This is a genomic window from Corynebacterium pelargi (assembly GCF_014635485.1).
Taxonomy (GTDB): Bacteria; Actinomycetota; Actinomycetes; order Mycobacteriales; family Mycobacteriaceae; genus Corynebacterium; species Corynebacterium pelargi.
Genome location: NZ_BMCX01000004.1, coordinates 127,621 through 151,073 on the forward strand (window position 1 = coordinate 127,621; position 23,453 = coordinate 151,073).

The window sequence follows — 23,453 nt, forward strand, 5'->3', positions numbered from 1 at the left end:
GTTGTTGCGCGAATCTAGGATTAGTACCGGTCTTCTTGCAGGCCTAGCCCTGCTCATGGCCTCGGGGCCATTTGCAATCGACATGTATTTGCCCACATTGCCGGCACTGGCAAAGGACCTGCGTACCCCCGAAAGTTCAGTGCAGCTCACCCTCACTGCATTCATGGTGGGCATGGCGCTCGGCCAGCTCATCGTGGGCACCATCTCTGATGCTTTGGGCAGAAGGCGTCTTTTGCTCGTGGGTGCCTTATTGAGTCTCATCTCCTGCATTGCCTGCGCTCTCACCCCGGGCATCGGCATACTCGTCGCCGCGCGTTTATTGCACGGCCTCGGTTCCGGTGCCTGCGTGGTGTTGGCGCGAGCCATCGTGCCTGATCTCGCCCGAGGCGCAGAGGCAGCGAAGGCATTCACCTTGATGATGGTGATTCAATCAGTAGCGCCAGTGGCAGCGCCGGTACTCGGTGGCGTCTTGGCCTCGCCCATTGGTTGGCGGGGCATCTTTTGGGTGCTCGTGGCTTTTTCTGCTCTGCAGGTCTTGGTGGTGTGGCGAGGCATTCCCGAGACTCGCCACCAGCGCGCGCCGCTTCGGATCCGTCCGGTGCTCTCGAATTTCCGCACCGTGCTAGCGAATCGACGTTTCGTGCAGATGCTCCTGGCCTTTTCCTTCGGCTTCGGCTCCATGTTCAGCTACATCTCCGCCTCGTCCTTTGTGATCCAAGACGTGATGGGCTTGAGCGTCCACATCTACACCCTTTGCTTTGCGGGCAATGCTTTAGGTTTGATGCTCACCGGTTTGCTAAATAACCGCCTCATCGACCGTTTCCGCCAAATCACCTTGTTGCGCGCCGGGCTGAGCGTGTTATTGCTGGCCAATATCTCCCTGGTGGCGATCACGCTGTTGGGCATGGCTCCGCTGTTGTATTTCCCGGCCCTGTTCTTCTGCGTGGCGCCACTTCCGATGGTGATGGGCAACGCCTTTTCTATGGGCACAGATGAGGTGCGCGAATACGCAGGATCCGCCTCTTCCCTCATGGGTTTTGTGCAATTCCTCGTTGCGGGAATCGCCACCATGTTGGTGGGAATCGGCGGAAATATGGCGCTATCGATGGGGCTGAGCATGGCGCTGATGAGCGCGATCGCCTTCTTCGCTAGTATGCGAGTGCCTGAAGCTGATCCAGGTACTGCTTCCTCTCGCGTTTAACCTGCTTCTTATCGCTTCCCTTCAGAGCTTTTCGACGTTGCTTGCGTGGCGCAATTGCTGCCGCCACGGCAGGCTCTGGCTGGGGAAGCTTTTCGCTTGCCTGCTTGAGGTAGCGTCGCTCTTCTTTGAGCACATAGCGCAGCACGAAGGAGAAAATGACCAGGAAGATGATGATCTTTATGGCCATGAGCAGGAGGCCAAGGTCTTCTCCAAGTGGAGCGTTCCACACAAAGTGCACGCCCCAGCCCAGCAGGAAGAAGCCGAGGAAAGCGCCGATGCGGGCCCCAAGCGAACGTTGCTTGATGCTTCTGCCAAGGGCAATGGCAACGCCGACGCCAATGATGCCGGTATAAAGCCAGTGCGAGGCGATGCCGACCAGGCTTCGCACAATGGTCACACCGAGCGCGCCCTGCAAATTGCTATTCGCATCCGCAGTGGCCAGGTTGGCGGCGTAGGAGACATTTTCAAAGATCTGGAATCCCAGGCCGATGAAAGCACCCACGAGCAGCCCATGCATGGGGCGCAGCATCGTTTTCGAGGCGATGAGCATAATCAGGAAAACGCCAAGCATTTTCGACCACTCTTCGCTGGTCGGCCCAGCGGCAGCGGCACCCCAGGCAGCGCCCACACCCTGGGGCAAGAGATCTGCGGTGATCCTGACGATGTGCTCATTGGCGTGAACGCCTAGCCAGGTGGGCACCGTGGCGCCAAACACCATGGCCAGCAGGAGCACCCACGGCCTGCGGCTGCGGTAGGGGTCGGTGAGCAAAATGATGGCGGCAAAAATTGCCAAGGTGAGGGCGAAGAGTGGGGCAAGCGTCCACAGTGATTCGCTGGCGGCTTGGAAGGATTGGGCAACGGCAATGCTCACTCCGGCCGTGCCGAGGGCGACGGCGACAACGAATACCCACCAGGTCCAGGCTTGAGGCCTAAAGAACTCGTGCATTATGCCTCCTTTTGGATGCTGATCGAATCAATTAGCGGCTGGATATCTGGGGCATTGTCTGGGTCGGCAGCAAGGTTATACACCAACACCATCTCGCCATCTTTTTCTACAAAACCGCATTCGCCACCGTGTTGATCGGAAGCGCGGAAAACATAGCAGCTTCGGCCCTTGAGACCCTTAGCCGTCTCGATTGGCTCGCCGTCGTAGGCCAGGGCAATGCCAGCGCGGTCGAGCTCGGCGGCTTTTCTGCGTGCGGAGTTATCAAAGTCCTTGACGTCGCTGACAACCTCCACGTCGATGGTGGAACCGTCGTCGTCAAGCAAAGTGATACCGCTGGCAGCGGTTTGGTGCTGGACGCGCCAATCCTGCGGTGGGGTGAAGGTGGCGGTGGCCGTGGCGGATTCCACTTCGAGGGTGGAGGCCGGATCTTCGGTGGCGGTGGGCACTGCTTGGTTGATCAGTGCGGGCACAGACCACGTGGCAGCGAGGCCAAGAGTAATCAGCAGCGCAGGTAAGAACTGCTGTGATGGAAACGTTTTCTTTCTCACTTGAAAAGATGCTGCACTACTGCAGTGCGGAGGTCAAGCGCATAATGTTGTCGACATATCGACGAACGATGCCGCGCTGATTCCACTCATCGAGGGTGAGCACCGTTGAGCTTTGCTTATATTCCTCGGTGAGTTCCGTGAGCTGATCAATCAGGTTGCCGCGGGCCATGAGCAAGGTCACTTCATAGTTGAGGCCGAAGCTTCGCATATCCATATTGGAAGAGCCCATCGCACCCACGGCACCGCCACCGGCCTCGCGCTCTGGATCGGCCAGCACAAACTTTGAATGCAGCACCGTCGGCGCAGCATAGCGATAGATTTTCACCCCGGCCTCTAACAGCGCCTGATAGTAGCTCGATTGGGCGTGGCTGACCATAAACTGATCGCCCTTTTCGCTCACATACAGCTCTACTTCCACGCCGCGATAGCAGGCGCTGGTTACCGCCTCCATCATCGATTCATCGGGAATGAAGTATGGCGAGCACATCACCAGACGCTCCTTGGCGTGGTGAATGATCGAATTGAATAGGCGCAAATTCGGCTCGGTGGTGTATCCGGGGCCCGAGGGCACAAGCTGGAGCACATTCACATCGGACTTATTGTGCTCGGGCAACTGCGGGTTCGGTGGGCGCTCGCCAGAATCGAGCAGTTCTTCGGACTCCAAGTACCAGTCCACCGCAAAGACCACGTCCATGGCAGAAACCACCGGGCCCGAAAGCTCCACCATTACGTCTTTCCAGTGCCTGCCGGCCTTGATATTGCCCTTGAGCAGGTAGGAGGAGTCGATCATGTTTTGTGAGCCCATGAAGCCCAATTTGCCGTCGATGATGAGCATCTTGCGGTGATTGCGCAGATCCGGGCGGCGGAAACGCCAACGCCAAGGCTGCAAGGGGAGCATGAGATGCCATTCCACACCAATGGCGCTGAGCCTTTTGCCCAGTTTGCGATACCCGGGGTATTTCCACGATCCCACTTGGTCGAAAAGCAGGCGCACCTTCACCCCGCGCTGCACCGCGCGCTCCAGGGCTCTAAAGAAGACGTCGGTGGTATCGTCCCAGGCCATGATGTAGATCTCTACATGCACATAGTCCTTGGCCTCATCCACGGCATGAGCCATGCGCGTAATCGAGGCCTCGTACTCGGGCAGAAGGCCATGATTTACGCCAGTTACCGCGGGCAGACCCGTGAGCGTGCGATTCAGGCGAATCATCGACTCCAGCTCATCGTTAATTTTTGCATGAGGTGGAAAATCGGGAATGGAGTCCTGCTTTTCATGGATCTCCGCCAAAGCCTCTAACTGCACCTTGTGGCGCCGCCTATTGATATAGGGGCTGCCCATGAGCAGGAATAGCGGCAGGCCCACGAAGGGCAGAAGCAAAATGGCCAATAGCCACGCGGTAGAAGAACTTGGCCTACGTCCTTCGGGCACGAAGCCAATGGCAATGATCTTGATGGAGTAATCAATGATCAGGCCGATGGTTTGCCAGTTGGCGATATCGATATGCCAATTCATTCGCGAACCTCATAATCAACCACCACCGGTGCATGATCAGACGCGCCCTTGCCGCTTCGCTCTTCGACGTCGATAAAGGCATGCGTGGGCTCAAGTTGCTTGCTGGCAAGCTGGAAATCGATCAGCATCCCCTCATTCTTGCCAAAGCGCCCAGCTTTATAGTCCCAATAGCTATAGCCTTCTAGGGGGCTCGTGACCCGCAGGCCGGTATCGAGCAAATGCTCAAAGGCCTGGCGCTCAGGTTCGGTGACGTGGGTGAGGCCATCAAAGACGCGGATATCCCACACATCTTGATCGCGCGGGGCAATATTGAAATCGCCAAGCAACACCGTGGGCGTGCCTAATTCCTGGCCAATAAATGCCCCCAGGTGATACAGCCAGCGCAGCTTGTAGTCGTAGTGGGGATCGGCAATCGCGCGCCCATTTGGCACATAGAGGCTCCAGATCCTCACCCCACCACACAGCGCACCAATCGCGCGAGCCTCAATGTTTTGTGGGGCAAGGGGATCCTTGGCAAAGCCAGGCTGGTTGGGGAAATGCGTCTGCACATCCTCGATGCCCACCCGCGAAAGAATCGCCACACCATTCCACTGATTGAGGCCAACATGCGCGACCTCATAGCCAAGAGCTTCAAAGCGCTCGCGCGGAAACTGCTCGTCGGTGCATTTCGTTTCCTGGACGGCGAGAACATCCACGTCCTGTCGGCGCAGGAAATCCACCATGCGGTCTGCCCTCGTGCGGGCAGAATTGACGTTCCAATTGGCTATGCGCATAGCCAATACTTTAGGACAATGTGGCGTAACGATGTCGGTGGTGTTCTTCGAAGCCTAATTTTCGGTACAAGCGAATACCCGCCTCATTCGAGGCGATCACTTGCAGATAGGCCTGCGTGGCACCATGGGCTTTGCCCCAGGCCAGCATCTGTTGGCCCAGCGCGGTGCCGAGGCCGCGGCGTCGAAAAGCTTCTTTGACCTCCACCGCCGAATACCCAAGGTACTGGTCGCTAATGGTGCCTCGGGTAATCGCCACCGTTTCTCCCTCATGCACCAGCCGGCCAAAGCCCATCTGACCATCGATGCGGGTACGCAATAACTCAAGGGCATGCGCAGGAAGAGGCTTGCCGCGGAAGTGATACATCTGCAGCCACTCGGCATCCGGCTGATCATCAATCCTGAACTCAAAACCTTCAAGATCCACCGGCGTGATGGCATCAAGCTGGCGCAGCATCACCACGATCTCTGGTCCAAGCTCATGGTCTTGCGCCAAAGCCTCCGCGGGCTTGGCAATGCGCTCCGGGATCAAGATGCGGGCAGGAAGCTGATGGCGGGCATAAAAAGCGCGAATCTCATCCACCGGCACCGGCTCAAACATCGCAGAAGGGCCAAGGGGTGCTGCAGAATTCGAACGCTCAGTAATGCCATCACCAGCGCGAAGCAGCCACTGGCCGCACCAGGTGTGCTCGATGCCAGGAAACGCCTTGGCGGTGGCTAATTCAATGGCGCGGATATCGCGATTACGCACCGTGCGCGGGCTGAGCCGCTTGATGATGAGCGCGTCCTCGGTAGGGATCCACACCTCGGGCAGGCTGGAAACGAAGCCACCAACCTTTTGGGGGCGAATAGCAATGCCGGTGGCATCAATGCGCTGCACATGGCCGATGACGTCGTTGTGGGTACGTCGAACCACCACCCGGTCGCCGGGGGAGACTGCATCGGAACGGAAAATGCGCGACACTACTCGTCCCAGCCGAAGGGATCGGGATCAATACCCGGAGTCCAGGTCTGGCCGGCCTCGGTCCAACCATTGCGCTTAATGGTCTTTTTGGCCTTGCGGGCATTGCGGCCAATGAGCACATCGGTGTACACAAAGCCATCGAGGTGGCCAACCTCATGCTGGAAGCAGCGCGCCAAAAAGCCGGTGCCTTCTACCTCAACGGGGTTGCCGTCTTGATCCAGGCCGCTCACCTTCGCCCACTGTGCGCGGCCGGTGGGGAAGCTTTCGCCGGGAAGCGAGAGGCAGCCCTCGTCATCGCTGCCATCTGTTTCGGGCATCGTCTCTGGGATCTCAGAGGTTTCGAGCGTGGGGTTAATGATGCAACCGCGATGAAGGTGGCCTTCATCATCGGGGCAGTTATACACAAATAGGCGCTTATTTACGCCAATTTGATTCGCGGCGAGGCCAACGCCGTGGGCGGCCTCCATCGTCTCAAACATATCGGCGATGAGCTGGGATAACTCACTTGCCGGCTCGCTTACAGGTTCGGTGGGGGTGTGTAGCACCGGGTCGCCGCAGATCACGATTGCTCGAACAGTCATGCCCTACAGTGTAGGCATGAGCGAAGCCGAACTAATTCAACACCAGCTTGCACTGTTGGAGTTTGAAGCGCAGGCTCCTCGAAGTGCAGGTGCCAAAGAGGATGCCATCGTGGCAACTTTTGGTATCTCTCCGATCCGTTATTATCAACAGCTCAACGTGGCTATCGATCAGCCCGCTGTGATGCAGCGCTTTCCAAGCCTCAGTGCGCGGCTTCGCAGAATTCGAGATACAAGAGCAAACGCTAGGATGAACAAGCGTGACTGAGCAATCTGAATACCAAGGTGGCGCCCACCGCCTCGAAGACGCCGAACCCGCGCAACGCTCCCTCCCGTTGCGTGGCCTTGCCATGATTCTGATCGCCGTGGCAGTGCTACTCGTGGCCTGGGGCATCTATGCCGCCAACTCCGATGAAGACACCGTGGCAGAAGTTGAGCCAACCCAGGTGGAGCAAACTCAAGAGCAGACCCAAGCCACCCAGCAGAGCGAAGAAGCCGAGCAGCCGCAGCCATCGCCGGAGCCCACTGAGCAGCAGGCAAAGCCGGTGAAGCAGGTGACGGTGCTGAATAACTCCACTGTGCAGGGCATGGCCGCCGATGTGGCCAACACCCTGGCCGCAGAGGGCTGGCAAAAAGGCGAGGTGGGTAACTTCTCCGACGCCGTCTTGCCCCAAAACACCGTGTACTTCAACCCCGAAAACCCTGGTGCTGAGCAGTCTGCTCGCGAGCTGGCCGATCGCGTCGGTGGCGTGGCTCAAGCTGGTGGCCCAGCCAATGATCCCAATGCCTTAGTGCTGGTGTTGGCGAAGAACATTCCTTAACACCTGCACGTTTTAGAGTTTGAGCACGCACCACTAGGAAAGGGGCTACTTATGGCCCAGGCCTTTCATGCCTCTCCGGAACCAACCATCGGGGTGGAATGGGAGCTTGCGATTGCAGACCCACGCACCCGCGATCTGATCCCCGCCGCCAAGGAACTCATTGAGCGTGCCAGCGCCATTGACCCGAAGGTGCAATTTGAGCATGAGTTCTTGGCAAATACCGTCGAGATCGTGACCCCGGTGTGCCAGAACACCGCCGAGGCGCTTGATGCCTTGCGCCGCGGTTTGCGGGCCTTGCTGCAGGCTGCCGATGAGCAGCAGGTGGCGCTGTGGAGCTCCGGTTCCCACCCCTTTGCTAAATCCGCTGAGCAAAAAGTGGGGGAGAAGGGGCACTACAACGAGATCATTGAGCGCACCCAGTTCTGGGGCACCCAAATGCTGATTTGGGGCTTGCATGTACACGTCGGCATTAGCGATAAAGATCGCGTCTGGCCGATCATCAATGCGCTGATGACCTACTACCCCCACCTGCTGGCGCTCAGTGCCTCCTCTCCTGGCTGGGAGGGTTTGGATACCGGCTACGCCTCCAACCGCACCATGCTGTACCAGCAACTGCCCACAGCCGGCATGCCCTATCAATTCCAAAGCTGGGGCGAGTGGGAAGCCTTCATGGAGGATCAGGACCGCTCCGGCGTGATCAGCCACACCGGCTCCATGCACTTCGATATCCGCCCAGCGGGTAAATGGGGCACCATTGAGGTTCGCGTTTCCGATGCCGCCCCCAAATTAGAAGAAATGGCCGCCGTGATCGCCTTGACCCACTGCCTGGTGGTGTACCTGGATGAGGCGCTGGCCCGTGGCGAAGAGATGACGGTGCTCCAGCCCTGGCATGTGGCTGAAAATAAGTGGCGCGCGGCCCGCTATGGCCTCGACGCCATCGTGGTCACTTCCCGCGATACCGATGAGCACCTCGTGAGCGATGAGCTGCGAGAACTTGTCACCTTGCTGCTACCAACGGCCAAGCGCCTGGGCTGCGAGCGGGAATTGCTCCTGGTCAACACCATCGTGGATCAGGGTGCGCCCTATCAGCGTCAGCGGGCGCTGTACCAGCAGAGCGGATCTTGGGAGGCTGTGGTGGATCAGTCGATTGAGGAAGTACGTGCCAGTGCTGAAGGATAAAGGGCCTTTATTATGTGCGCCTTTCCTCCTTGTGCTGAGCGCACTGCTGGCCTTTAAGGTGCTGGTTCGCGAATCCTATATCCCTGCTGAAAAGCAGATTAATAAGTGGATGCCGGTGGACCTGGAGGTCTATACCTTAGGCGGCAAAGCGGTGGCGGAGCATCAACCGCTGTATGCCGGGCCTTTTGTTAAAGACCTCCCCTTTACCTACCCGCCCTTTGCCGGGCTGGTGTTCTCGCCTTTTTATCGCCTGGATCCTCAACTGCTCACCATCGCCTGGCAGACGCTGAATTTTTTCGCGCTCGTTGCTGTGGTGCTCATGGTGTTTGCTCGCAGGCGTGAGTGCACCCCGCTTTTGTGTATTGCGGCGCTGACCTTTGCTACGGCCATGTTTGCCTCCGAACCGATCAGGGCAAACTTCTACTATGGGCAAATCAATCTCTTGCTCATGGCGCTGATCGCCCTGGATTTTCTGCCTAAGGAGCATCGTTGGGCAGGCATTGGCGTAGGCCTTGCCGCCGGTTTGAAACTCACCCCAGCGCTTTTTCTCCTGCTTTTTGTGCTGCAGCGTCGTTGGCGGGCTCTGGGCGTGGCGCTGGCCACCTTCGCCGCCACCGTGGTGCTCGGGCTGGTGTTCGTCCGCGATGCGAGCCGTTTCTGGACGGAGGCGATCAGCGATTCTTCGCGCGTGGGCCAGCACACCAACCCGGGGGCGCAATCGCTGCAATCGGTGCTTATCCGCGTCTTCGATGCTCATAGCCCCTGGCTGTGGTTGGCCTTGAGTCTGCTGGTATTAGCGCTCACGGCCTTGGCCTCCTATTGGGCGATTCGCCACGACCACATGGCACTAGCACTGGCACTTTGCGGTTTTGCCGCTTGTTTAATTTCGCCATTTGCCTGGTACCACCACTGGGTGTGGGTGGCCCCGGCTGCGGCTGGAGTTATCTTGCTTGTCGACGAACTCGCCTATCGTTTTCATGGCTGGCGCCGTTGGTTGGTGTCCCAGGCGCTCTTGCTGTGCTCGATTGTGCTGTTGTGCCTCTGGCTGCTGCCCACCGTGAATAAGGCTTTGGCCCCGGATGTGGCCCAGCGAATCCGCGGGGAGGCCTTTATGCATGAGCCCTTGAATGTGCTCTTTGTATGCGTAGGGCTTGTGGCTATCGCTGGCTATGCGGCCTTTGGTTGGTTGGGCTTAACTACGAGAACCGTAGAGAAGTTCTCCGGCGGTGCTTAAAGCAGCGGCGATGGATTGTTCGGGGGTGCCGCCAAAGCCCATGGCCCAGCGGGTGTGAATATCGTTGCCGGCCAGGATGAAGGTGACGGTGGATTCGAAGATCTGGCACTGGTGAAAGCGCAGCATTTCAATGCGGCGGCCTCGATCAGCCAGCAATTGGGTACATGCCATAGCAGCGCCGGTGCTGCGGATGCAGTGGTGTTCTTCCTGCAGCCCCTGCTCGGTGTTGTTGAGGATGGTGATGTGGAAGTTCTTTAAGGTGCCGGGCAGCGTTTCAACTTCGGTGATGCGAAGGCGCAGATCGGCGATGGGCGCGAAGGTATCTGAGAACGTAGCCCAGGAAATACCTTCTGCTTGTTCTCGCAAGCCGGTGGGCAGTTCTTTGCCAAAACGAGCGGCAAATGGATCTTGGGTGCGAGTTTGGGTGAACATCATTTTTCTAGGTCCAATCAGTTGTGGTGGAAAAACTGTGGACTGACTCTGTTGCCTTGGTGTTTAACGGCCACTCCCCTCGAAGCGGGGAGTCGGTCCTAATTTCCCGCTTGAGGGTACGTAGCCCAAAGCACTCGCTTGGCCACTACGGCCGCGAGGAGCACTGCGAGAAGGGAAATGATGTAGGTCACGAAGATGAAGATAGAAAATGACTCACGCCACTGCAAGTGTGTGGCGCGAGTCACCCCCTGTGCGGGGGTATTAGAGATGACGGAGGAAGGCCGCTTCTGCCGTTGCAATGTGCAAAATCTCATTGGGATCCACCGACTCATTGGGGGAGTGGATCTTGCACAGCGGTTCCTCCACCCCGTACAGCGCCAATTCGGCGCTGGGGTTGACGTCGATAAGCTCCGAACACAGTGGAATCGAGCCACCGGAACCAACCACCGTGGTCTTCTCGGCACCATAGGCTGAGCGCAAGCACTTGCTCAGCAGGGTCAGCGCCGGGCCGGAAATATCCGTGGAGAAGGGGGCATTGACATCGGCAACCTCGCACTCAATGCGTGCATGCCACGGCACATGAGCCTTGAGGTGCTCAACCACCTTCTCGGCCGCATCGCGGGCATCCATTCCCGGGGGAACGCGCAGATTCAGGCGAGCCTGGGCGGTAGCGGGCACCGCATTAACGGCCTCGGCAACAGGGGTGGAACTAAAGCCGGTAATGCTGATTGCAGGACGCGCCCACACCAGGTCAGCCGGGTTATCGCTACCAAGCAAATCCACCCCATCTAACACGCCGGCATCCTCGCGGAAGGTATCCGGATCGTAGCTCGCGCCCTCAAAGTGCTGAGTGGTTTCGAGCCCATCCACCTGGATTGCGCCCGAAGCGTCCTTGAGCGAGTCCAAGGTGCGGATCAAGGCGGCGGTGGCATCGGGGGCGGCGCCGCCAAAGCTGCCCGAGTGCACGGGGGCTTCGAGGGTATCCACCTTGACCGTGATCTGTGCGCCACCGCGAAGGGAGGTGGTCAGCGTTGGCTCTCCCACCTCGGCGTTGCCGGAATCGGCAATGAGGATCACATCGGCTTTGAATAGCTCCGGCTGCGATTGAATCAGCGCCGAAAGCTCCTCGCCACCCATCTCCTCTGAGCCTTCCACCAGGAAGGTGATGCCCAGATCCGTCTCGCCTACCTCTCGCAGGGCGGCTAAGTGCATGACCAAATTGCCCTTACAATCCGCCGCGCCGCGGGCGTACCAGCGGCCATCGCGCTCGGTGAGCTCGGTGGCGGGAGTGATCCAGGCCTTCGGGTCGCCGGCGGGAACCACGTCATAGTGGCTATAGAGCAAGACGGTCGGCGCGCCATTTTTGGCTTCCTTGCGGCCAATGACGGTGGGCGCATTGCTGGGATAGACGGTGACGTCGAGGCCCGCCTCGGAAAGGGCGTTGCGCACCCATTCGCAGGCCTGGGCGTGATCTTCAGCATCGGCCGGGCTGGAATGCACTGAGTGGTAGGAAGTGAGCTCTTTGAGCTCCTGGAATACGCGCTCGCGCTGAGCAAAGATGGCGTCTTTGATCGTTTCAATTGAATGGCTCATGGTGGCCAGTGTAGGTCGTGTCCGCTGCCAGCGAACGTTGCTTGCACTCAAGGGGTGCGACTGCTAGAACGGATTTAGCACTTGGGTTAGCCGAGTGCCAACAACTACGAGTGAGGTTGGTACACACTCAGCCAACCAACGCCGTCGCGGGCGCTACGTAGCGATCGATAGACGTGAGTGTCGTCTTTGAACAAAAACAAGGAGCACAAAAACACATGGCAAAGATGATTGCCTTTGATGAGGAAGCACGTCGCGGACTCGAGCGAGGCCTGAATACCCTCGCCGACGCCGTGAAGGTCACTCTTGGCCCTAAGGGTCGCAACGTAGTGTTGGAAAAGAGCTGGGGCGCGCCCACCATCACCAACGACGGCGTTTCCATCGCTCGCGAAATTGAGCTCGAAGATCCCTATGAGAAGATCGGCGCCGAGCTTGTTAAAGAAGTAGCAAAAAAGACTGACGACGTAGCAGGCGACGGCACCACCACCGCCACCGTGCTGGCACAGGCGCTCGTGCGCGAAGGTCTGCGCAACGTCGCTGCCGGCTCCAACCCCATGGGCATTAAGCGCGGCATCGAGCAGGCCGTATCCAAGGTGACCGAGCAACTGCTTTCCGGCGCCAAGGAAGTAGAAACCGAAGAGCAGATCGCTGCTACCGCCGGCATCTCCGCTGCCGACCCGGCTATCGGTGCTCAGATTGCCAAGGCCATGTACGCCGTTGGCGGCGGCAAGCTGAACAAGGAATCGGTTATCACCGTTGAAGAGTCCAACACCTTCGGTGTGGACCTCGAGGTAACCGAGGGTATGCGCTTTGATAAGGGCTACATCTCCGGCTACTTCGCCACCGATATGGAGCGCCTCGAAGCCGTACTCGAGGATCCCTACATCCTGCTGGTATCCGGCAAGATCTCCAATATCAAGGAACTGCTGCCGCTGCTGGAGAAGGTTATGCAGACCTCCAAGCCGCTGCTGATCATTGCCGAAGACGTCGAAGGCGAAGCACTGTCCACCCTCGTGGTGAACAAGATCCGCGGCACCTTCAAGTCTGTGGCCGTAAAGGCTCCGGGCTTCGGCGATCGTCGCAAGGCTCAACTGCAGGACATGGCCATCCTCACCGGCGGCCAGGTGATCTCCGAAGAAGTTGGCCTCTCCCTTGAAACCGCCGATCTGCCGCTGCTGGGCCGCGCACGCAAGGTGGTCGTGACCAAGGATGACACCACCATCGTGGAAGGCGCTGGCGATGCCGCACAGATCGAAGGCCGCGTAAACCAGATCCGCGCCGAGATCGAGAACTCCGACTCCGAGTACGACCGCGAGAAGCTCCAGGAACGCCTGGCAAAGCTCGCCGGTGGCGTTGCTGTGATCAAGGTTGGCGCAGCCACCGAAGTTGAGCTCAAAGAGCGCAAGCACCGCATCGAAGACGCCGTGCGCAACGCAAAGGCAGCCGTGGAAGAGGGCATCGTTGCCGGCGGTGGCGTGGCCTTGCTCCAGGCAGCCCACGTGCTCGACGGCGACCTTGACCTCGCAGGTGATGAGGCAACCGGCGTGAAGATCGTGCGCGAAGCACTGTCTGCACCGCTGAAGCAGATCGCCTTCAACGCAGGCCTGGAGCCCGGCGTGGTTGCAGACAAGGTTTCCAACCTGCCCGCAGGTGAAGGCCTCAACGCCGCCACTGGCGAGTACGTCGACCTCATGGATGCCGGCATCAACGACCCGGTGAAGGTCACCCGCTCTGCACTGCAAAACGCAGCCTCCATTGCGGCACTGTTCCTCACCACCGAGGCAGTGGTAGCCGATAAGCCCGAGCCCGCAGCACCGGCAATGCCCGGCGCTGACGAGATGGGCGGCATGGGCTTCTAAGCTCACCAAAGACACACTCCCCGACGCACGTCGGGGAGTTTTTGGGTTTGGGGGTGCCCACCGGGGGCAGGGGAGGGTGCGCTGGGGCGAAAATACCCCGGTTTTAGGGAAAAGAGGGTGCGCTAAGGCGCTATTATCGGGGGTATGAGCGAAGACAGTGGCGAGCTTCCAGTCATCGATCTTGCGGCCACGGAGGGTTATACCGTGGACGATACCGATGAGGACGATCCGGTTCTCTTGGCCCCCGATGGGCGCCCGGTCGAGACGTGGAAAGAAAATTATCCGTATCAGGAGCGCATGACGCGCGATGAGTACGAACATGTGAAGCGCGCGCTGCAGATCGAGCTGCTGAAGTGGCAGAACTGGACCAAAGACACCGGCCAGCGCCACATCATCTTGTTCGAAGGCCGCGATGCTGCCGGCAAGGGCGGCACCATTAAGCGCTTCAATGAGCACCTCAACCCCCGTGGTGCCCGTACCGTGGCGCTTGAAAAGCCCTCGCCTCGCGAGTCCACCTCCTGGTACTTCCAGCGCTATATCCAGCACTTCCCAGCAGCCGGCGAGATCGTCTTCTTCGACCGCTCCTGGTACAACCGCTCCGGTGTGGAGCGCGTGATGGGCTTTTGTACCGAGTCGCAGCACGCAGAATTCCTGCGTGAGGTGCCGATGCTGGAGAACATGATCCTGGGCTCTGGTATTTCGCTTACCAAGTTCTGGTTCTCGGTGAGCCAAAAGGAACAGCGCACCCGCTTTGCTATCCGCCAGGTGGATCCCGTGCGTCAGTGGAAACTTTCGCCCATGGACATTGCCTCTTTGGACAAGTGGGATGATTACACCCGCGCCAAGGAAGAGCAGTTCCGCTACACCGACACCGACGAGTCGCCCTGGATCACGATCCGCTCCAACGATAAAAAGCGCGCCCGCATCAATGCGATGCGCTACATCTTGAATAAGTTCGACTACACCAACAAGGACTATGACCTGGTTGGTGAACCGGACCCCAATATCGTGATGCGTGGTCGCGACCAGATCGGCGACTAATACAAAAAACCCGCCCGAGGGCGGGTTTTTTCATGTGCGCTTATGCCGTGGGTAGCCCTGCGGCGATCCAGGCGTCGGTGCCGCCTGCGACGTTAATGGCTTCGATATCGCGCGCTGCCAGGTACTCAATCACGCGGGCGCTGCGGCCACCTGCCTTGCAGATGACGTAGATATCGCGGCTTTGATCGAGCTCCTCGACGTGCGCGGTGAACTCGCTTAGGGGGATGTTCTTTGCCTGCTTTGCATGAACCTCGGCAAACTCATCAACCTCGCGGCAGTCGATAAGCTGGGCATCCTCAGGAACTTCTTCAACAGGTACTTCACGCATTTTAGGCACCGAACCGTTCGATAGCTTCCTGGTGGATCTTTTCTGCCTCTTCCTTATTGCCCCAACCGGAACCGGTGACTTCCTTGTTGGGCTCCAGGTCCTTGTAGTGCACGAAGAAGTGCTCGACCTCATCGCGCAGGAAGGCGGAGACATCGTCGATGTCTTGGAGGTGGTCGTAGCGGGGATCGTCGATCACGCAGAGCAACTTATCGTCGCCGCCGGCCTCGTCGGTCATCTTGAACACGCCGACGGGGCGAGCCTTGACAATCACGCCGGGGAACACGGGCTCGGGCAGGATCACCAGGGCATCGAGCGGGTCGCCATCTTCACCGAGGGTGTGGTCGATAAAGCCGTAGTCCAGGGGATAGGCCATCGGGGTGAAAAGGTAACGGTCCAGGTACACCTTGCCGGTCTCGTGATCGACCTCGTACTTGTTGCGTGAACCCTTCGGGATCTCGATGGTGACTTCGACGCTCATGAGCGCTCCTTTTTGCTTGATCGTTGTACAAAATGCTCCAACCATTGTAGCCGAGCGCTAAGGTGTTATCCGATGAAGAAAGCTCAGTGGTGGACGTCCTTGCTCGGAGCAGGCGTAGTGGTGGCAGTAACCGCAGGTGCGGGGCTGTGGGTAAGCCAGCAAAACGCCCTCGAAGTAGACCCTCCTGCGCAGATCGCGGCGCCACAAGCTGCCATGGAAACACTGGGCGCCCCGGGTGAGCTCAGCCTCAATGCCCAGGTAGCCAAGCTCGCCCAAGACCCAGCACTTGGCACCTTTGGGCTCAGCGTCATCGACGCCAGCACCGGGGAAGTCTTACTGGAATCCAATGCGGAACAAGCGATGGTGCCGGCATCGTCTACCAAGATGCTCACCGCGGCAGCCGCCTTGCTCAAGCTAGGCCCGGAAGACGTGATCGAAACCAAGGTGCTCAAAACCGGCGAAGATTCCATCGTGATTCAAGGCAGCGGAGATGTGTGGTTGAACACCGAGCGCATCGATGCCCTGGCTACCCAAATCCAACAGGCCATGCCGAAGGTGAACTCGGTGCTCGTCGATACTTCCGCCTGGCCGGGGGAGAAGATCCTGCCCGGCTGGAACCCCGAGGATATCGACGGCGGCTACGTGGCCCCCTTGGAGCCGCTGATGATCAACCAGGGCCGCATCGGCGCAAGCAGCGGTGATGTACCGCGTAGCCACACGCCTGCCCTGGACGTGGCCAAGGCGCTGGCCCAAACCTTAGGCGCGGGCACCTTCGGGTACACCGACTCAGGCGAAGGCGAGGTCATCGCCACCAGCCAATCGCCCACCTTGGAAACTCGCATCAGCGCCATGATGGAAGATTCCGACAACGTCATGGCTGAGGCCATCGCCAGGGAACTCGATCCGGCGGCACCCCAAGCCGCAACCCTTGAGGTGCTCAGCGAAGCAGGCATGAATATCACCGGGGTCCAGTTGCTGGATAACTGCGGTTTAAGCCTTGATAACCGCATCCCCGCCCGCCTGCTTTCCCAAATCGCCACCGAGGCCGCCAGTGGTCAGGATCTACGCCCCTTGCTTGCCACCTTGCCCATCGCCGGAGCCAATGGCACCTTAAGCGATCGTTTTGGCGGATTAGATGGCCGCGGTTGGGTGCGCGCCAAAACCGGAACCTTAACCAAAGTGGCTGCTCTGACAGGCGTTGTACCAAGCGAAAGCGGCCACCTGATCGCCTTTGGCATGATTTCCAATGGCGCAGAGGTTGATGGAGCCCGCCGCAAAATGGACGAAATCGCTAGCGCACTGCGTGATTCCTAATGTTCTGGCCAGATAAGAGCCCCCACTTTTTAGCTTGTCGACGCGCCACGCGCCCCACACCCGAACGCGTTGCCGTAGGCCTATCTGGCGGTCCTGATTCTCTTGCACTCCTCGCAGCGCTTCGGGCAGAAGGGGCTGCGGTGACAGCCCTTTGCGTGGATCACCAACTCAACCCCGACTCCGCCGCTGTGGCCGAACGCGCAGCCGAACAAGCCGCCCTCCTGGGGGCAACGCCACGGATTTTGCAGGTGGCAGTGGCCAAAGGCAAAGGCATGGAAGCACAGGCGCGAAAGGCTCGCTATGAAGCTTTGGAAAAAGCCAGCCGCGATGGCGGCGTGCTCGCAGTCGGCCATACCCGCGATGATCAAGCAGAGACACTGCTGTTGAGTGCGCTTCGGGGCAAAGCCGTGGGGATGCCCGAGTGGAGAAACCTAGGCCAGGTGCGCCTATGGCGGCCCCTCTTGGCGGTGAGCAGAGCCGATACCGTGGGCGCCTGCAAAGAACTCGACATCTCCTTTTGGGAGGACCCCTTAAATAACCCCCACGCCTCGCGCCGGGTAGCAATTCGCCAAGAGATCATCCCGCAGCTATCGAGGCTTATCGGTGGCGATGCGGTGGCTGCATTGGCTGCTGCTGCCGCCGAGCAGGCTCGTGATGAGCAAGCGCTTGGCCTTTGGGCTGAGCAAGTAGAAGAACTCACAAGCGCCCCCGGTGCCGTGCGCAGACGCGCCATTGCGGCAATGTTATTGCAGGCAGGTGTGGAAGTGAAGAAAGCCCACCTGGACGCAGGAGAGGATTTATTGTGCAATTGGCACGGTCAGGGGGCGGTGAACGTGGGAAATAGGTTGGCGTTAGTGCGCAAAGATGGCACACTTTGGTTGGAAAGAGCAGAAAGGTAATCATGCACGACACGATGGACTTCGATGTCCCCGATAACCCCTACGGCGATGATGTCGAAGCCGTGTTGGTAAGTGAAGAGCAACTCAAAGCGCGTATCCAAGAGATGGCGGATGCGATCTCCGAGCGCTACCAAGACGAAGAAGAAGACCTCATCTTGGTTGGTGTGCTCAAAGGCGCGGTTTTTTTCATCACCGATCTCGCCCGCGCTCTTCGCATCCCCTCCCAGGTGGAATTCATGGCCGTGAGTTCCTATGGCAATGCTTCCTCCTCTTCGGGTGTGGTGCGCATCCTCAAAGACCTCGATCGCGATATCGAAGGCCGCAACGTGCTCGTGGTAGAAGACGTGATCGACTCCGGGCTCACCTTGTCCTGGCTGATGCGCAACCTCAAAGGCCGCAGGCCAAAGAGCCTCGAAGTTATCTCGCTGCTGCGAAAGCCTGAAGCCGTGAAAGCCCGCGTGGACTTCATGGACATCGGTTTCGACCTCCCCAATGAATTCCTCATTGGCTACGGGCTCGACTTCGCAGAGCGCTACCGCGATTTGCCCTTCGTGGGCAGCTTGCGTCGCAGCGTATATGAACCCTAAAAACACGGAACACTTCGGCTCATTGAGGCGTTAGATTCAGTGTCGAAGTAACTACACCCAAGAAAGGGCCGACGCATGCGTGCGCGTCGGTAGTGCATGAAAAACAAGAAGATCCTGCAGTACGGTTTGGTGGCCGCAGCAGTGCTCATGGCGCTGTATGTTTTTGCCCTGCTGGGCAATGACGCGCGCGGATACCAACCCGTAGATACCTCTGTAGCAATCCGCCAGCTCGACGATCACAACGTCAAAGACGTAGAGATCGACGACCGCGAGCAGCGTCTGCGCATCACCTTGAATAACCCGATCGAGGTGGATGGCAAAAAAGACGTCGAGCAGATCATGACCAAGTATCCGGCGCGCACCGCACCGGAGATCTTTAGCAAGGTCGAAGGCTCAGAGGCAGAAAAATACAGCACCAACGTCACCCAGGAATCCTTCCTGCTATCGATGGCCGGCTATATCCTGCCCATGCTCATCGTCTTTGGTCTGCTGATGTTCATGTTCTCCCGCATGCAGGGCAGCGGCATGGGCATGTTCGGTATGGGCAACTCCCGTGCCAAAGAGCTCAACAAGGATATGCCCACCAACACCTTTGCCGATGTTGCTGGCGCAGAAGAAGCCGTGGATGAGCTGCACGAGATCAAGGACTTCCTCCAAGATCCCTCCCGCTATGAAGAACTGGGCGCCAAGATCCCGCGTGGCGTGTTGCTCTATGGCCCGCCCGGTACCGGTAAGACGCTGCTTGCACGCGCAGTAGCCGGTGAAGCCGGAGTGCCCTTCTACTCCATCTCGGGTTCAGACTTCGTGGAGATGTTCGTCGGTGTGGGTGCCTCGCGTGTGCGCGACCTGTTCAAGCAGGCCCGCGAGAATTCCCCCTGCATCATCTTCGTCGACGAAATTGACGCCGTCGGTCGCCAGCGTGGCTCCGGTATGGGCGGTGGCCACGATGAACGTGAGCAGACCCTAAACCAGTTGCTGGTAGAGATGGATGGCTTTGGCGACCGCGAAGGCGTGATCCTCATGGCCGCCACCAACCGCCCCGATATCTTGGACCCCGCGCTGCTGCGCCCGGGTCGCTTCGACCGCCAGATCCCTGTGGGCAACCCGGACTTAAAAGGCCGCGAGCAGATTCTCAAAGTGCACGCCAAGGGCAAGCCCTTGGCTGCCGATGCTGATCTCACGGCCTTGGCTCGCCGCACCGCCGGCATGTCCGGTGCCGACTTGGCCAATGTCTTAAATGAAGCAGCGCTGCTGACCGCGCGCATTGGCGGCAATGTCATTACCGCCGATGCCCTAGAAGAAGCCACCGACCGCGTGATCGGCGGGCCTCGCCGTAGCTCGAAGGTCATTTCCGAGAAGGAAAAGAAGGTCACCGCCTACCACGAAGGTGGCCACACTCTTGCCGCTTGGGCGCTGAAGAATATCGAGCGCGTGTACAAGGTCACCATCTTGGCCCGTGGACGTACCGGCGGCCATGCCATGACCGCTGCCGAAGACGATAAGGGCATGTATAACCGCGATGAGCTTTTCGCTCGCCTGGTGTTTGCCATGGGTGGACGTGCCGCCGAAGAACTGGTCTTTGGTGAGCCCACCACGGGTGCTTCGGCCGATATTGAGCAGGCCACCAAGATCGCCCGCGCCATGGTCACGGAATATGGCATGTCGCCAGTATTGGGCATGGTCAAGTACGGCGAGGAACAGGGCGATCCCTTCTCTGGCCGCGGCAGCGGCGGATCCTTGGAGTACTCGCCTGAGATGGCCGCAAAGATCGACGCAGAGATGCAGTATCTGCTGAATAAGGCCCATGAGCGTGCCTATGCCATTCTTGAGCGCCACCGCGATCACCTCGATCGCCTGGCCGCGAAGCTGCTGGAAAAAGAAACGCTGCGCAGGCCGGATCTTGAGGCTCTTTTTGAAGATATTGAGCCTGAAGAGGTTGGCGAAGTCTTCCCCGGCCAAGATATGCGTTTTAGCCGCCAGATCGGCCGCGAGCCGGTAAAGACCCCCACCGAGCTGGCCATCGAACGTGGCGAAGAGCCACCCAAGCCCTTCTCCCTGCTGGAGGCTTCGAAGGCGGCGCGGGCTCGTCGAGAAGCTGAATTGGCAGAAAAGAATAAGCAGGCATCTCCTGTGGCACCAGCACAAGGCCCTGCGGTTGCCGAGCAGCGCTATGGTGGCACCCCGCCTCCTGCGAATTGGCAGGCACCCGGTTGGCCTCCGCAGAAGCAGGAGCAGCCGGCGCCCTCAGAGCACCCCGGAATGAAGAACTATCCTCAATCCGATGCCTCCCACCTGGGCGATATTCAGCGCCCCGAGCGCTATGAGCCGAAGGAAGAGATCGGCTTCCGTTTGCCAGAGCATGAGCGCCCCGATAATGAGTCGGGCCGTCACCGGGCGGTGGAAGAATCGCCCGCCGATGACGCCACCGAAGTTATTGAGCTGCCCGAAGATAACAAGGAGCAGTAATTGAGCATCGACCACGCCCGCGCCGAAGCCGCCGTGCGCGAACTGCTATTGGCAATTGGCGAGGATCCAGACCGCGAAGGGCTGCAAGAAACCCCGGCTCGCGTGGCGCGAGCCTATGAGGAGATGTTTGCAGGGCTGCATGTAGATCCCACCGAGGTATTGCAAAAGACCTTCTCGGAGGATCACCGCGAGCTGGTGTTGGTGCGCGATATTCCCATCTACTCCACCTGCGAACACCACCTCGTGCCCTTTTATGGCGTCGCGCATATTGGCTATATCCCAGGTGAAAGCGGCAAAGTCACCGGCCTTTCTAAACTTGCGCGCCTGGTGGATCTCTACGCCAAGCGCCCCCAGGTGCAAGAGCGCCTGACCTCCCAGGTGGCCGATGCGCTGGTGGAAAAACTTCAGGCGCACTCGGTGATCGTGGTGATCGAGTGCGAGCACCTGTGCATGGCCATGCGCGGTATTCGCAAGCCGGGGGCCACTACCACCACCTCGGCGGTGCGCGGCGGTTTCCAACGCAATGCGGCTTCACGGGCTGAAGCGCTGAGTTTGATCAAGGAGTAAGCGCTATGCGATCACAGGTGATGGGCATCGTTAACGTCACCGAGGATTCCTTTTCCGATGGTGGACGCTACCTCGACCCCGAAAAAGCAGTGGCTCATGCCCATGAGCTGATTGCCGAAGGTGCTGACATTATCGACGTCGGCGGGGAATCAACTCGCCCAGGGGCAACCCGCGTGGATCCAGATGTGGAGCTACGCCGCGTGGTGCCAGTGATTCGGGCACTCAGCCAAGAAGGCATTGCCACCTCCGTCGATACCATGCGGGCAAGCGTTGCAGCGGCCGCGGTAGAAGCCGGCGTGGGCATGATCAACGATGTCTCCGGTGGTCTGGCTGATCCAGAGATGCTGGCAGTGATGGCAGATTCTGCCGTGCCGGTGTGCTTGATGCACTGGAACACCTCCCGCTTTGGCGATGCCGCAGGCGCCGCCGATCACGGTGGCGACGTGGTGCGCGATGTGCACCAGCGCCTGGATGAGCGCATCGAAGCCGCTCTTGCTGCAGGTGTGCGCAATGAGGATATTGTGCTGGATCCAGGCTTGGGCTTTGCCAAAACCGCGAAGGATAACTGGACGCTGCTGCACGCACTGCCGAGCTTCGTTGATCGTGAGCACCGCATTTTGCTTGGGGCTTCGCGCAAGCGTTTCTTAGCGGCCATCCGCGCAGAACGCGGCCTTGCACACGACCCAGACCCGGCCACGGCCGCGGTCACGGCGATCGCCGCCCAACACGGTGTGTGGTGTGTACGCGTGCACGATGTGGCAATTTCACGCGATGCGGTGGATGTGGCCGCCTCCTGGAATTTCCCAGGAGATCACGATGGCTGATCGCATTGAGCTCACCGGCTTGGAGGCCTTCGGGTATCACGGCGTCTTTGAGCATGAACGCAGGGAAGGCCAGCGCTTTTTCTGCGATATCACCTGCTGGCTGGATTGCCGCGAGGCCGCAGCCGAGGATGATCTCAACCTCACCGTGCACTATGGCGAATTGGCGGAATTGGCCCACGGGATCTTAAGTAGCACGCCGAGGGATCTGATTGAAACGGTAGCCGCCGAGATCGCCGATAAGGCCATGGAGCGCTTTGGCATGCTCATGGCCTGCGAGGTGAAAATCCATAAGCCTCAGGCGCCGATCCCGCTGCAATTTGCCGACGTAGCCGTGGTGGCGCGGCGTTCAAGGAGGTAGCTTGCCATGGCTCAGGCGCTGTTATCCATCGGCTCGAATGTAGGCGATAGTGCCGCATTGCTGCGAGGGGTGCGCGATGCCTTCGGCACGCAGGTGCTGGGTGCATCCTCGCTCTATCGCACACCGCCATGGGGTGTGCTTGATCAGCCTGATTTTTTCAATGCAGCACTGCTCATCAGCGTCGATGACACCCCTGAGCAACTCCTGCTGCGCTGCCAGGAGCTCGAAGCCCAGGCCAATCGCGTGCGCGAACAGCGTTGGGGGCCGCGAACCCTCGATGTGGACATCATCCAGATGCACGTCGATGGTGAAGAAGTACGTTCCGAAGATCCCCACCTGACCTTGCCGCACCCGCGGGCGCACCTTCGGGCCTTTGTGTTGTTGCCCTGGCTTGAGATCCAACCGGATGCCACCCTCGGTGGCCGCAGGATTGCCGATGTGCTCGCAGAGGTGGACCGCGAAGGCATTGAGCGAGTGGAGCCATTATGAAGCGCAGCAGTATTCCCGGATTGATTGCTGTGGGCGTGGTCGCTGCCATCGCCATGTGGATTCTGACCAAATTCTTCTATAGCTATATGCCCACGGTGCCGGCCTCGGTGGCCATGACCTTGTGGCTGCTGGCGGCAGTGGTGGGCTTTGCTGCCATTCGGGTGCGTCAGCGCATTTCAGAGGATGAAGTTGGGCAGGATCGTTCTCAGCTCAATCCCGTCACCGCGGCGAAATTATTGGTGGTGGCAAAGGCTTCGGCGTGGACTGGGGCGCTATTTGGTGGCGCCTATATTGGCAGGGCGTTGTACGTGGTACCGAAGGCGCAGGAGTTGGTTGCTGCCGGGGAAGATGCGCCGTTGGTCCTCGCTGCTGCCCTTGGTGGCGTGGCGGTCAGTGTCGCGGGTGTGTGTTTAGAGCGCGCCTGTTCGGTGCCACCGCCGCCGCAGGGCGAGTCGGTGCGGTAACTT

General features: G+C 59.2%; 26 protein-coding genes. 16 read left to right on the forward strand and 10 right to left on the reverse strand.

Annotated elements, in window-relative coordinates; genetic code table 11:
* The first annotated feature begins 4 nt into the window (after positions 1–4).
* Positions 5–1,201, forward strand: coding sequence for a multidrug effflux MFS transporter (locus IEU99_RS08930; RefSeq protein WP_229718455.1), 1,197 nt, complete (start codon positions 5–7; stop codon positions 1,199–1,201).
* Here the strand turns inward: IEU99_RS08930 and IEU99_RS08935 are convergent.
* From IEU99_RS08935 to IEU99_RS08960, 6 genes are read right to left on the reverse strand one after another with little or no spacing between them, the layout of a single operon-like run.
* On the reverse strand, positions 1,149–2,147 hold the full coding sequence (locus IEU99_RS08935; RefSeq protein WP_128889164.1) for a PrsW family intramembrane metalloprotease: 999 nt from the start codon (positions 2,145–2,147) through the stop codon (positions 1,149–1,151). The genes IEU99_RS08930 and IEU99_RS08935 overlap by 53 nt on opposite strands.
* Complete coding sequence (locus IEU99_RS08940; protein WP_128889165.1) at positions 2,147–2,695, reverse strand: hypothetical protein; 549 nt, start codon at positions 2,693–2,695, stop codon at positions 2,147–2,149. Before IEU99_RS08940 ends, IEU99_RS08935 begins: the two co-directional genes overlap by 1 nt.
* 16 nt (positions 2,696–2,711) lie before the next feature.
* Positions 2,712–4,208, reverse strand: a complete 1,497-nt coding sequence (gene cls / locus IEU99_RS08945; protein ID WP_128889166.1) for a cardiolipin synthase — start codon at positions 4,206–4,208, stop codon at positions 2,712–2,714.
* Positions 4,205–4,981, reverse strand: a complete 777-nt coding sequence (locus tag IEU99_RS08950; RefSeq protein ID WP_128889167.1) for an exodeoxyribonuclease III — start codon at positions 4,979–4,981, stop codon at positions 4,205–4,207. The genes cls and IEU99_RS08950 overlap by 4 nt, the downstream gene beginning before the upstream one ends.
* A gap of 10 nt (positions 4,982–4,991) precedes the next feature.
* Positions 4,992–5,942, reverse strand: a complete 951-nt coding sequence (locus tag IEU99_RS08955) for an N-acetylglutamate synthase, CG3035 family (RefSeq protein ID WP_128889168.1) — start codon at positions 5,940–5,942, stop codon at positions 4,992–4,994.
* Positions 5,942–6,523, reverse strand: coding sequence for a peptide deformylase (locus IEU99_RS08960; RefSeq protein ID WP_128889169.1), 582 nt, complete (start codon positions 6,521–6,523; stop codon positions 5,942–5,944). The genes IEU99_RS08955 and IEU99_RS08960 overlap by 1 nt, the downstream gene beginning before the upstream one ends.
* Here IEU99_RS08960 and IEU99_RS08965 point away from each other — a divergent pair.
* From IEU99_RS08965 to IEU99_RS08980, 4 genes are read left to right on the forward strand one after another with little or no spacing between them, the layout of a single operon-like run.
* Positions 6,522–6,788: a DUF3263 domain-containing protein gene (locus tag IEU99_RS08965; protein ID WP_128889170.1), complete on the forward strand. Its 267-nt coding sequence runs from the start codon at positions 6,522–6,524 to the stop codon at positions 6,786–6,788. The genes IEU99_RS08960 and IEU99_RS08965 overlap by 2 nt on opposite strands.
* Complete coding sequence (locus IEU99_RS08970) at positions 6,781–7,341, forward strand: LytR C-terminal domain-containing protein (RefSeq protein ID WP_128889171.1); 561 nt, start codon at positions 6,781–6,783, stop codon at positions 7,339–7,341. The genes IEU99_RS08965 and IEU99_RS08970 overlap by 8 nt, the downstream gene beginning before the upstream one ends.
* Positions 7,342–7,392: 51 nt before the next feature.
* A complete protein-coding gene (locus tag IEU99_RS08975) occupies positions 7,393–8,520 on the forward strand; it encodes a glutamate--cysteine ligase (RefSeq protein ID WP_128889172.1) in 1,128 nt (375 codons plus the stop codon).
* Positions 8,501–9,754 carry a glycosyltransferase 87 family protein gene (locus tag IEU99_RS08980; protein WP_128889173.1) on the forward strand — a complete coding sequence of 418 codons (1,254 nt, stop codon included), beginning with the start codon at positions 8,501–8,503 and terminating at the stop codon, positions 9,752–9,754. The genes IEU99_RS08975 and IEU99_RS08980 overlap by 20 nt, the downstream gene beginning before the upstream one ends.
* On the opposite strand, the gene IEU99_RS08985 is transcribed toward IEU99_RS08980, so the two are convergent.
* Together IEU99_RS08985 and IEU99_RS08990 are read right to left on the reverse strand one after the other, a co-directional pair.
* The gene (locus IEU99_RS08985) at positions 9,713–10,189 is read right to left on the reverse strand and encodes an acetyl-CoA acetyltransferase (RefSeq protein ID WP_128889174.1); all 477 of its coding nucleotides are present in this window, start codon (positions 10,187–10,189) and stop codon (positions 9,713–9,715) included. The two genes, IEU99_RS08980 and IEU99_RS08985, sit on opposite strands and share 42 nt — an antisense overlap.
* Positions 10,190–10,447: 258 nt before the next feature.
* Entirely contained in the window at positions 10,448–11,779 is a 1,332-nt protein-coding gene (locus IEU99_RS08990; RefSeq protein WP_128889175.1) for a dipeptidase, read from the reverse strand.
* Between the two features lie 215 nt (positions 11,780–11,994).
* Between IEU99_RS08990 and groL the strand changes: the two genes are divergently transcribed.
* Positions 11,995–13,635 carry a chaperonin GroEL gene (gene groL / locus IEU99_RS08995; RefSeq protein ID WP_128889176.1) on the forward strand — a complete coding sequence of 547 codons (1,641 nt, stop codon included), beginning with the start codon at positions 11,995–11,997 and terminating at the stop codon, positions 13,633–13,635.
* Positions 13,636–13,779: 144 nt separating this feature from the next.
* Positions 13,780–14,676 carry a polyphosphate kinase 2 gene (gene ppk2, locus IEU99_RS09000; RefSeq protein WP_123959472.1) on the forward strand — a complete coding sequence of 299 codons (897 nt, stop codon included), beginning with the start codon at positions 13,780–13,782 and terminating at the stop codon, positions 14,674–14,676.
* Positions 14,677–14,716: 40 nt separating this feature from the next.
* Here ppk2 and IEU99_RS09005 read toward each other — a convergent pair whose 3' ends face one another.
* Both IEU99_RS09005 and IEU99_RS09010 read right to left on the reverse strand, forming a co-directional pair.
* Entirely contained in the window at positions 14,717–15,004 is a 288-nt protein-coding gene (locus IEU99_RS09005; RefSeq protein WP_128889177.1) for a rhodanese-like domain-containing protein, read from the reverse strand.
* A gap of 1 nt (position 15,005) precedes the next feature.
* Entirely contained in the window at positions 15,006–15,482 is a 477-nt protein-coding gene (locus IEU99_RS09010) for an inorganic diphosphatase (RefSeq protein WP_128889178.1), read from the reverse strand.
* 72 nt (positions 15,483–15,554) lie between these two features.
* Here IEU99_RS09010 and dacB point away from each other — a divergent pair, with 72 nt between their 5' ends.
* The 9 genes from dacB to IEU99_RS09055 all read left to right on the forward strand — a co-directional run bounded on the left by dacB (position 15,555) and on the right by IEU99_RS09055 (position 23,450).
* Positions 15,555–16,796 carry a D-alanyl-D-alanine carboxypeptidase/D-alanyl-D-alanine endopeptidase gene (gene dacB / locus IEU99_RS09015; protein WP_128889179.1) on the forward strand — a complete coding sequence of 414 codons (1,242 nt, stop codon included), beginning with the start codon at positions 15,555–15,557 and terminating at the stop codon, positions 16,794–16,796.
* Entirely contained in the window at positions 16,796–17,695 is a 900-nt protein-coding gene (tilS, locus tag IEU99_RS09020) for a tRNA lysidine(34) synthetase TilS (RefSeq protein ID WP_128889180.1), read from the forward strand. The genes dacB and tilS overlap by 1 nt, the downstream gene beginning before the upstream one ends.
* A 2-nt stretch (positions 17,696–17,697) precedes the next feature.
* Positions 17,698–18,282 carry a hypoxanthine phosphoribosyltransferase gene (gene hpt / locus IEU99_RS09025; protein WP_128889181.1) on the forward strand — a complete coding sequence of 195 codons (585 nt, stop codon included), beginning with the start codon at positions 17,698–17,700 and terminating at the stop codon, positions 18,280–18,282.
* A 96-nt stretch (positions 18,283–18,378) separates the two neighbouring features.
* The gene (gene ftsH, locus IEU99_RS09030) at positions 18,379–20,748 is read left to right on the forward strand and encodes an ATP-dependent zinc metalloprotease FtsH (protein ID WP_128889182.1); all 2,370 of its coding nucleotides are present in this window, start codon (positions 18,379–18,381) and stop codon (positions 20,746–20,748) included.
* Positions 20,749–21,315, forward strand: a complete 567-nt coding sequence (gene folE / locus IEU99_RS09035; protein WP_128889183.1) for a GTP cyclohydrolase I FolE — start codon at positions 20,749–20,751, stop codon at positions 21,313–21,315.
* 5 nt (positions 21,316–21,320) lie between these two features.
* Positions 21,321–22,139 carry a dihydropteroate synthase gene (gene folP / locus IEU99_RS09040; RefSeq protein WP_229718456.1) on the forward strand — a complete coding sequence of 273 codons (819 nt, stop codon included), beginning with the start codon at positions 21,321–21,323 and terminating at the stop codon, positions 22,137–22,139.
* Positions 22,132–22,497 (forward strand): dihydroneopterin aldolase, encoded by a 366-nt coding sequence (folB, locus tag IEU99_RS09045; RefSeq protein ID WP_128889184.1) that lies wholly within the window; start codon positions 22,132–22,134, stop codon positions 22,495–22,497. The genes folP and folB overlap by 8 nt, the downstream gene beginning before the upstream one ends.
* A gap of 6 nt (positions 22,498–22,503) precedes the next feature.
* Positions 22,504–22,986: a 2-amino-4-hydroxy-6-hydroxymethyldihydropteridine diphosphokinase gene (gene folK / locus IEU99_RS09050; protein WP_128889185.1), complete on the forward strand. Its 483-nt coding sequence runs from the start codon at positions 22,504–22,506 to the stop codon at positions 22,984–22,986.
* Positions 22,983–23,450, forward strand: a complete 468-nt coding sequence (locus tag IEU99_RS09055; RefSeq protein ID WP_128889186.1) for a DUF3180 domain-containing protein — start codon at positions 22,983–22,985, stop codon at positions 23,448–23,450. The genes folK and IEU99_RS09055 overlap by 4 nt, the downstream gene beginning before the upstream one ends.
* Positions 23,451–23,453 lie beyond the last annotated feature (3 nt).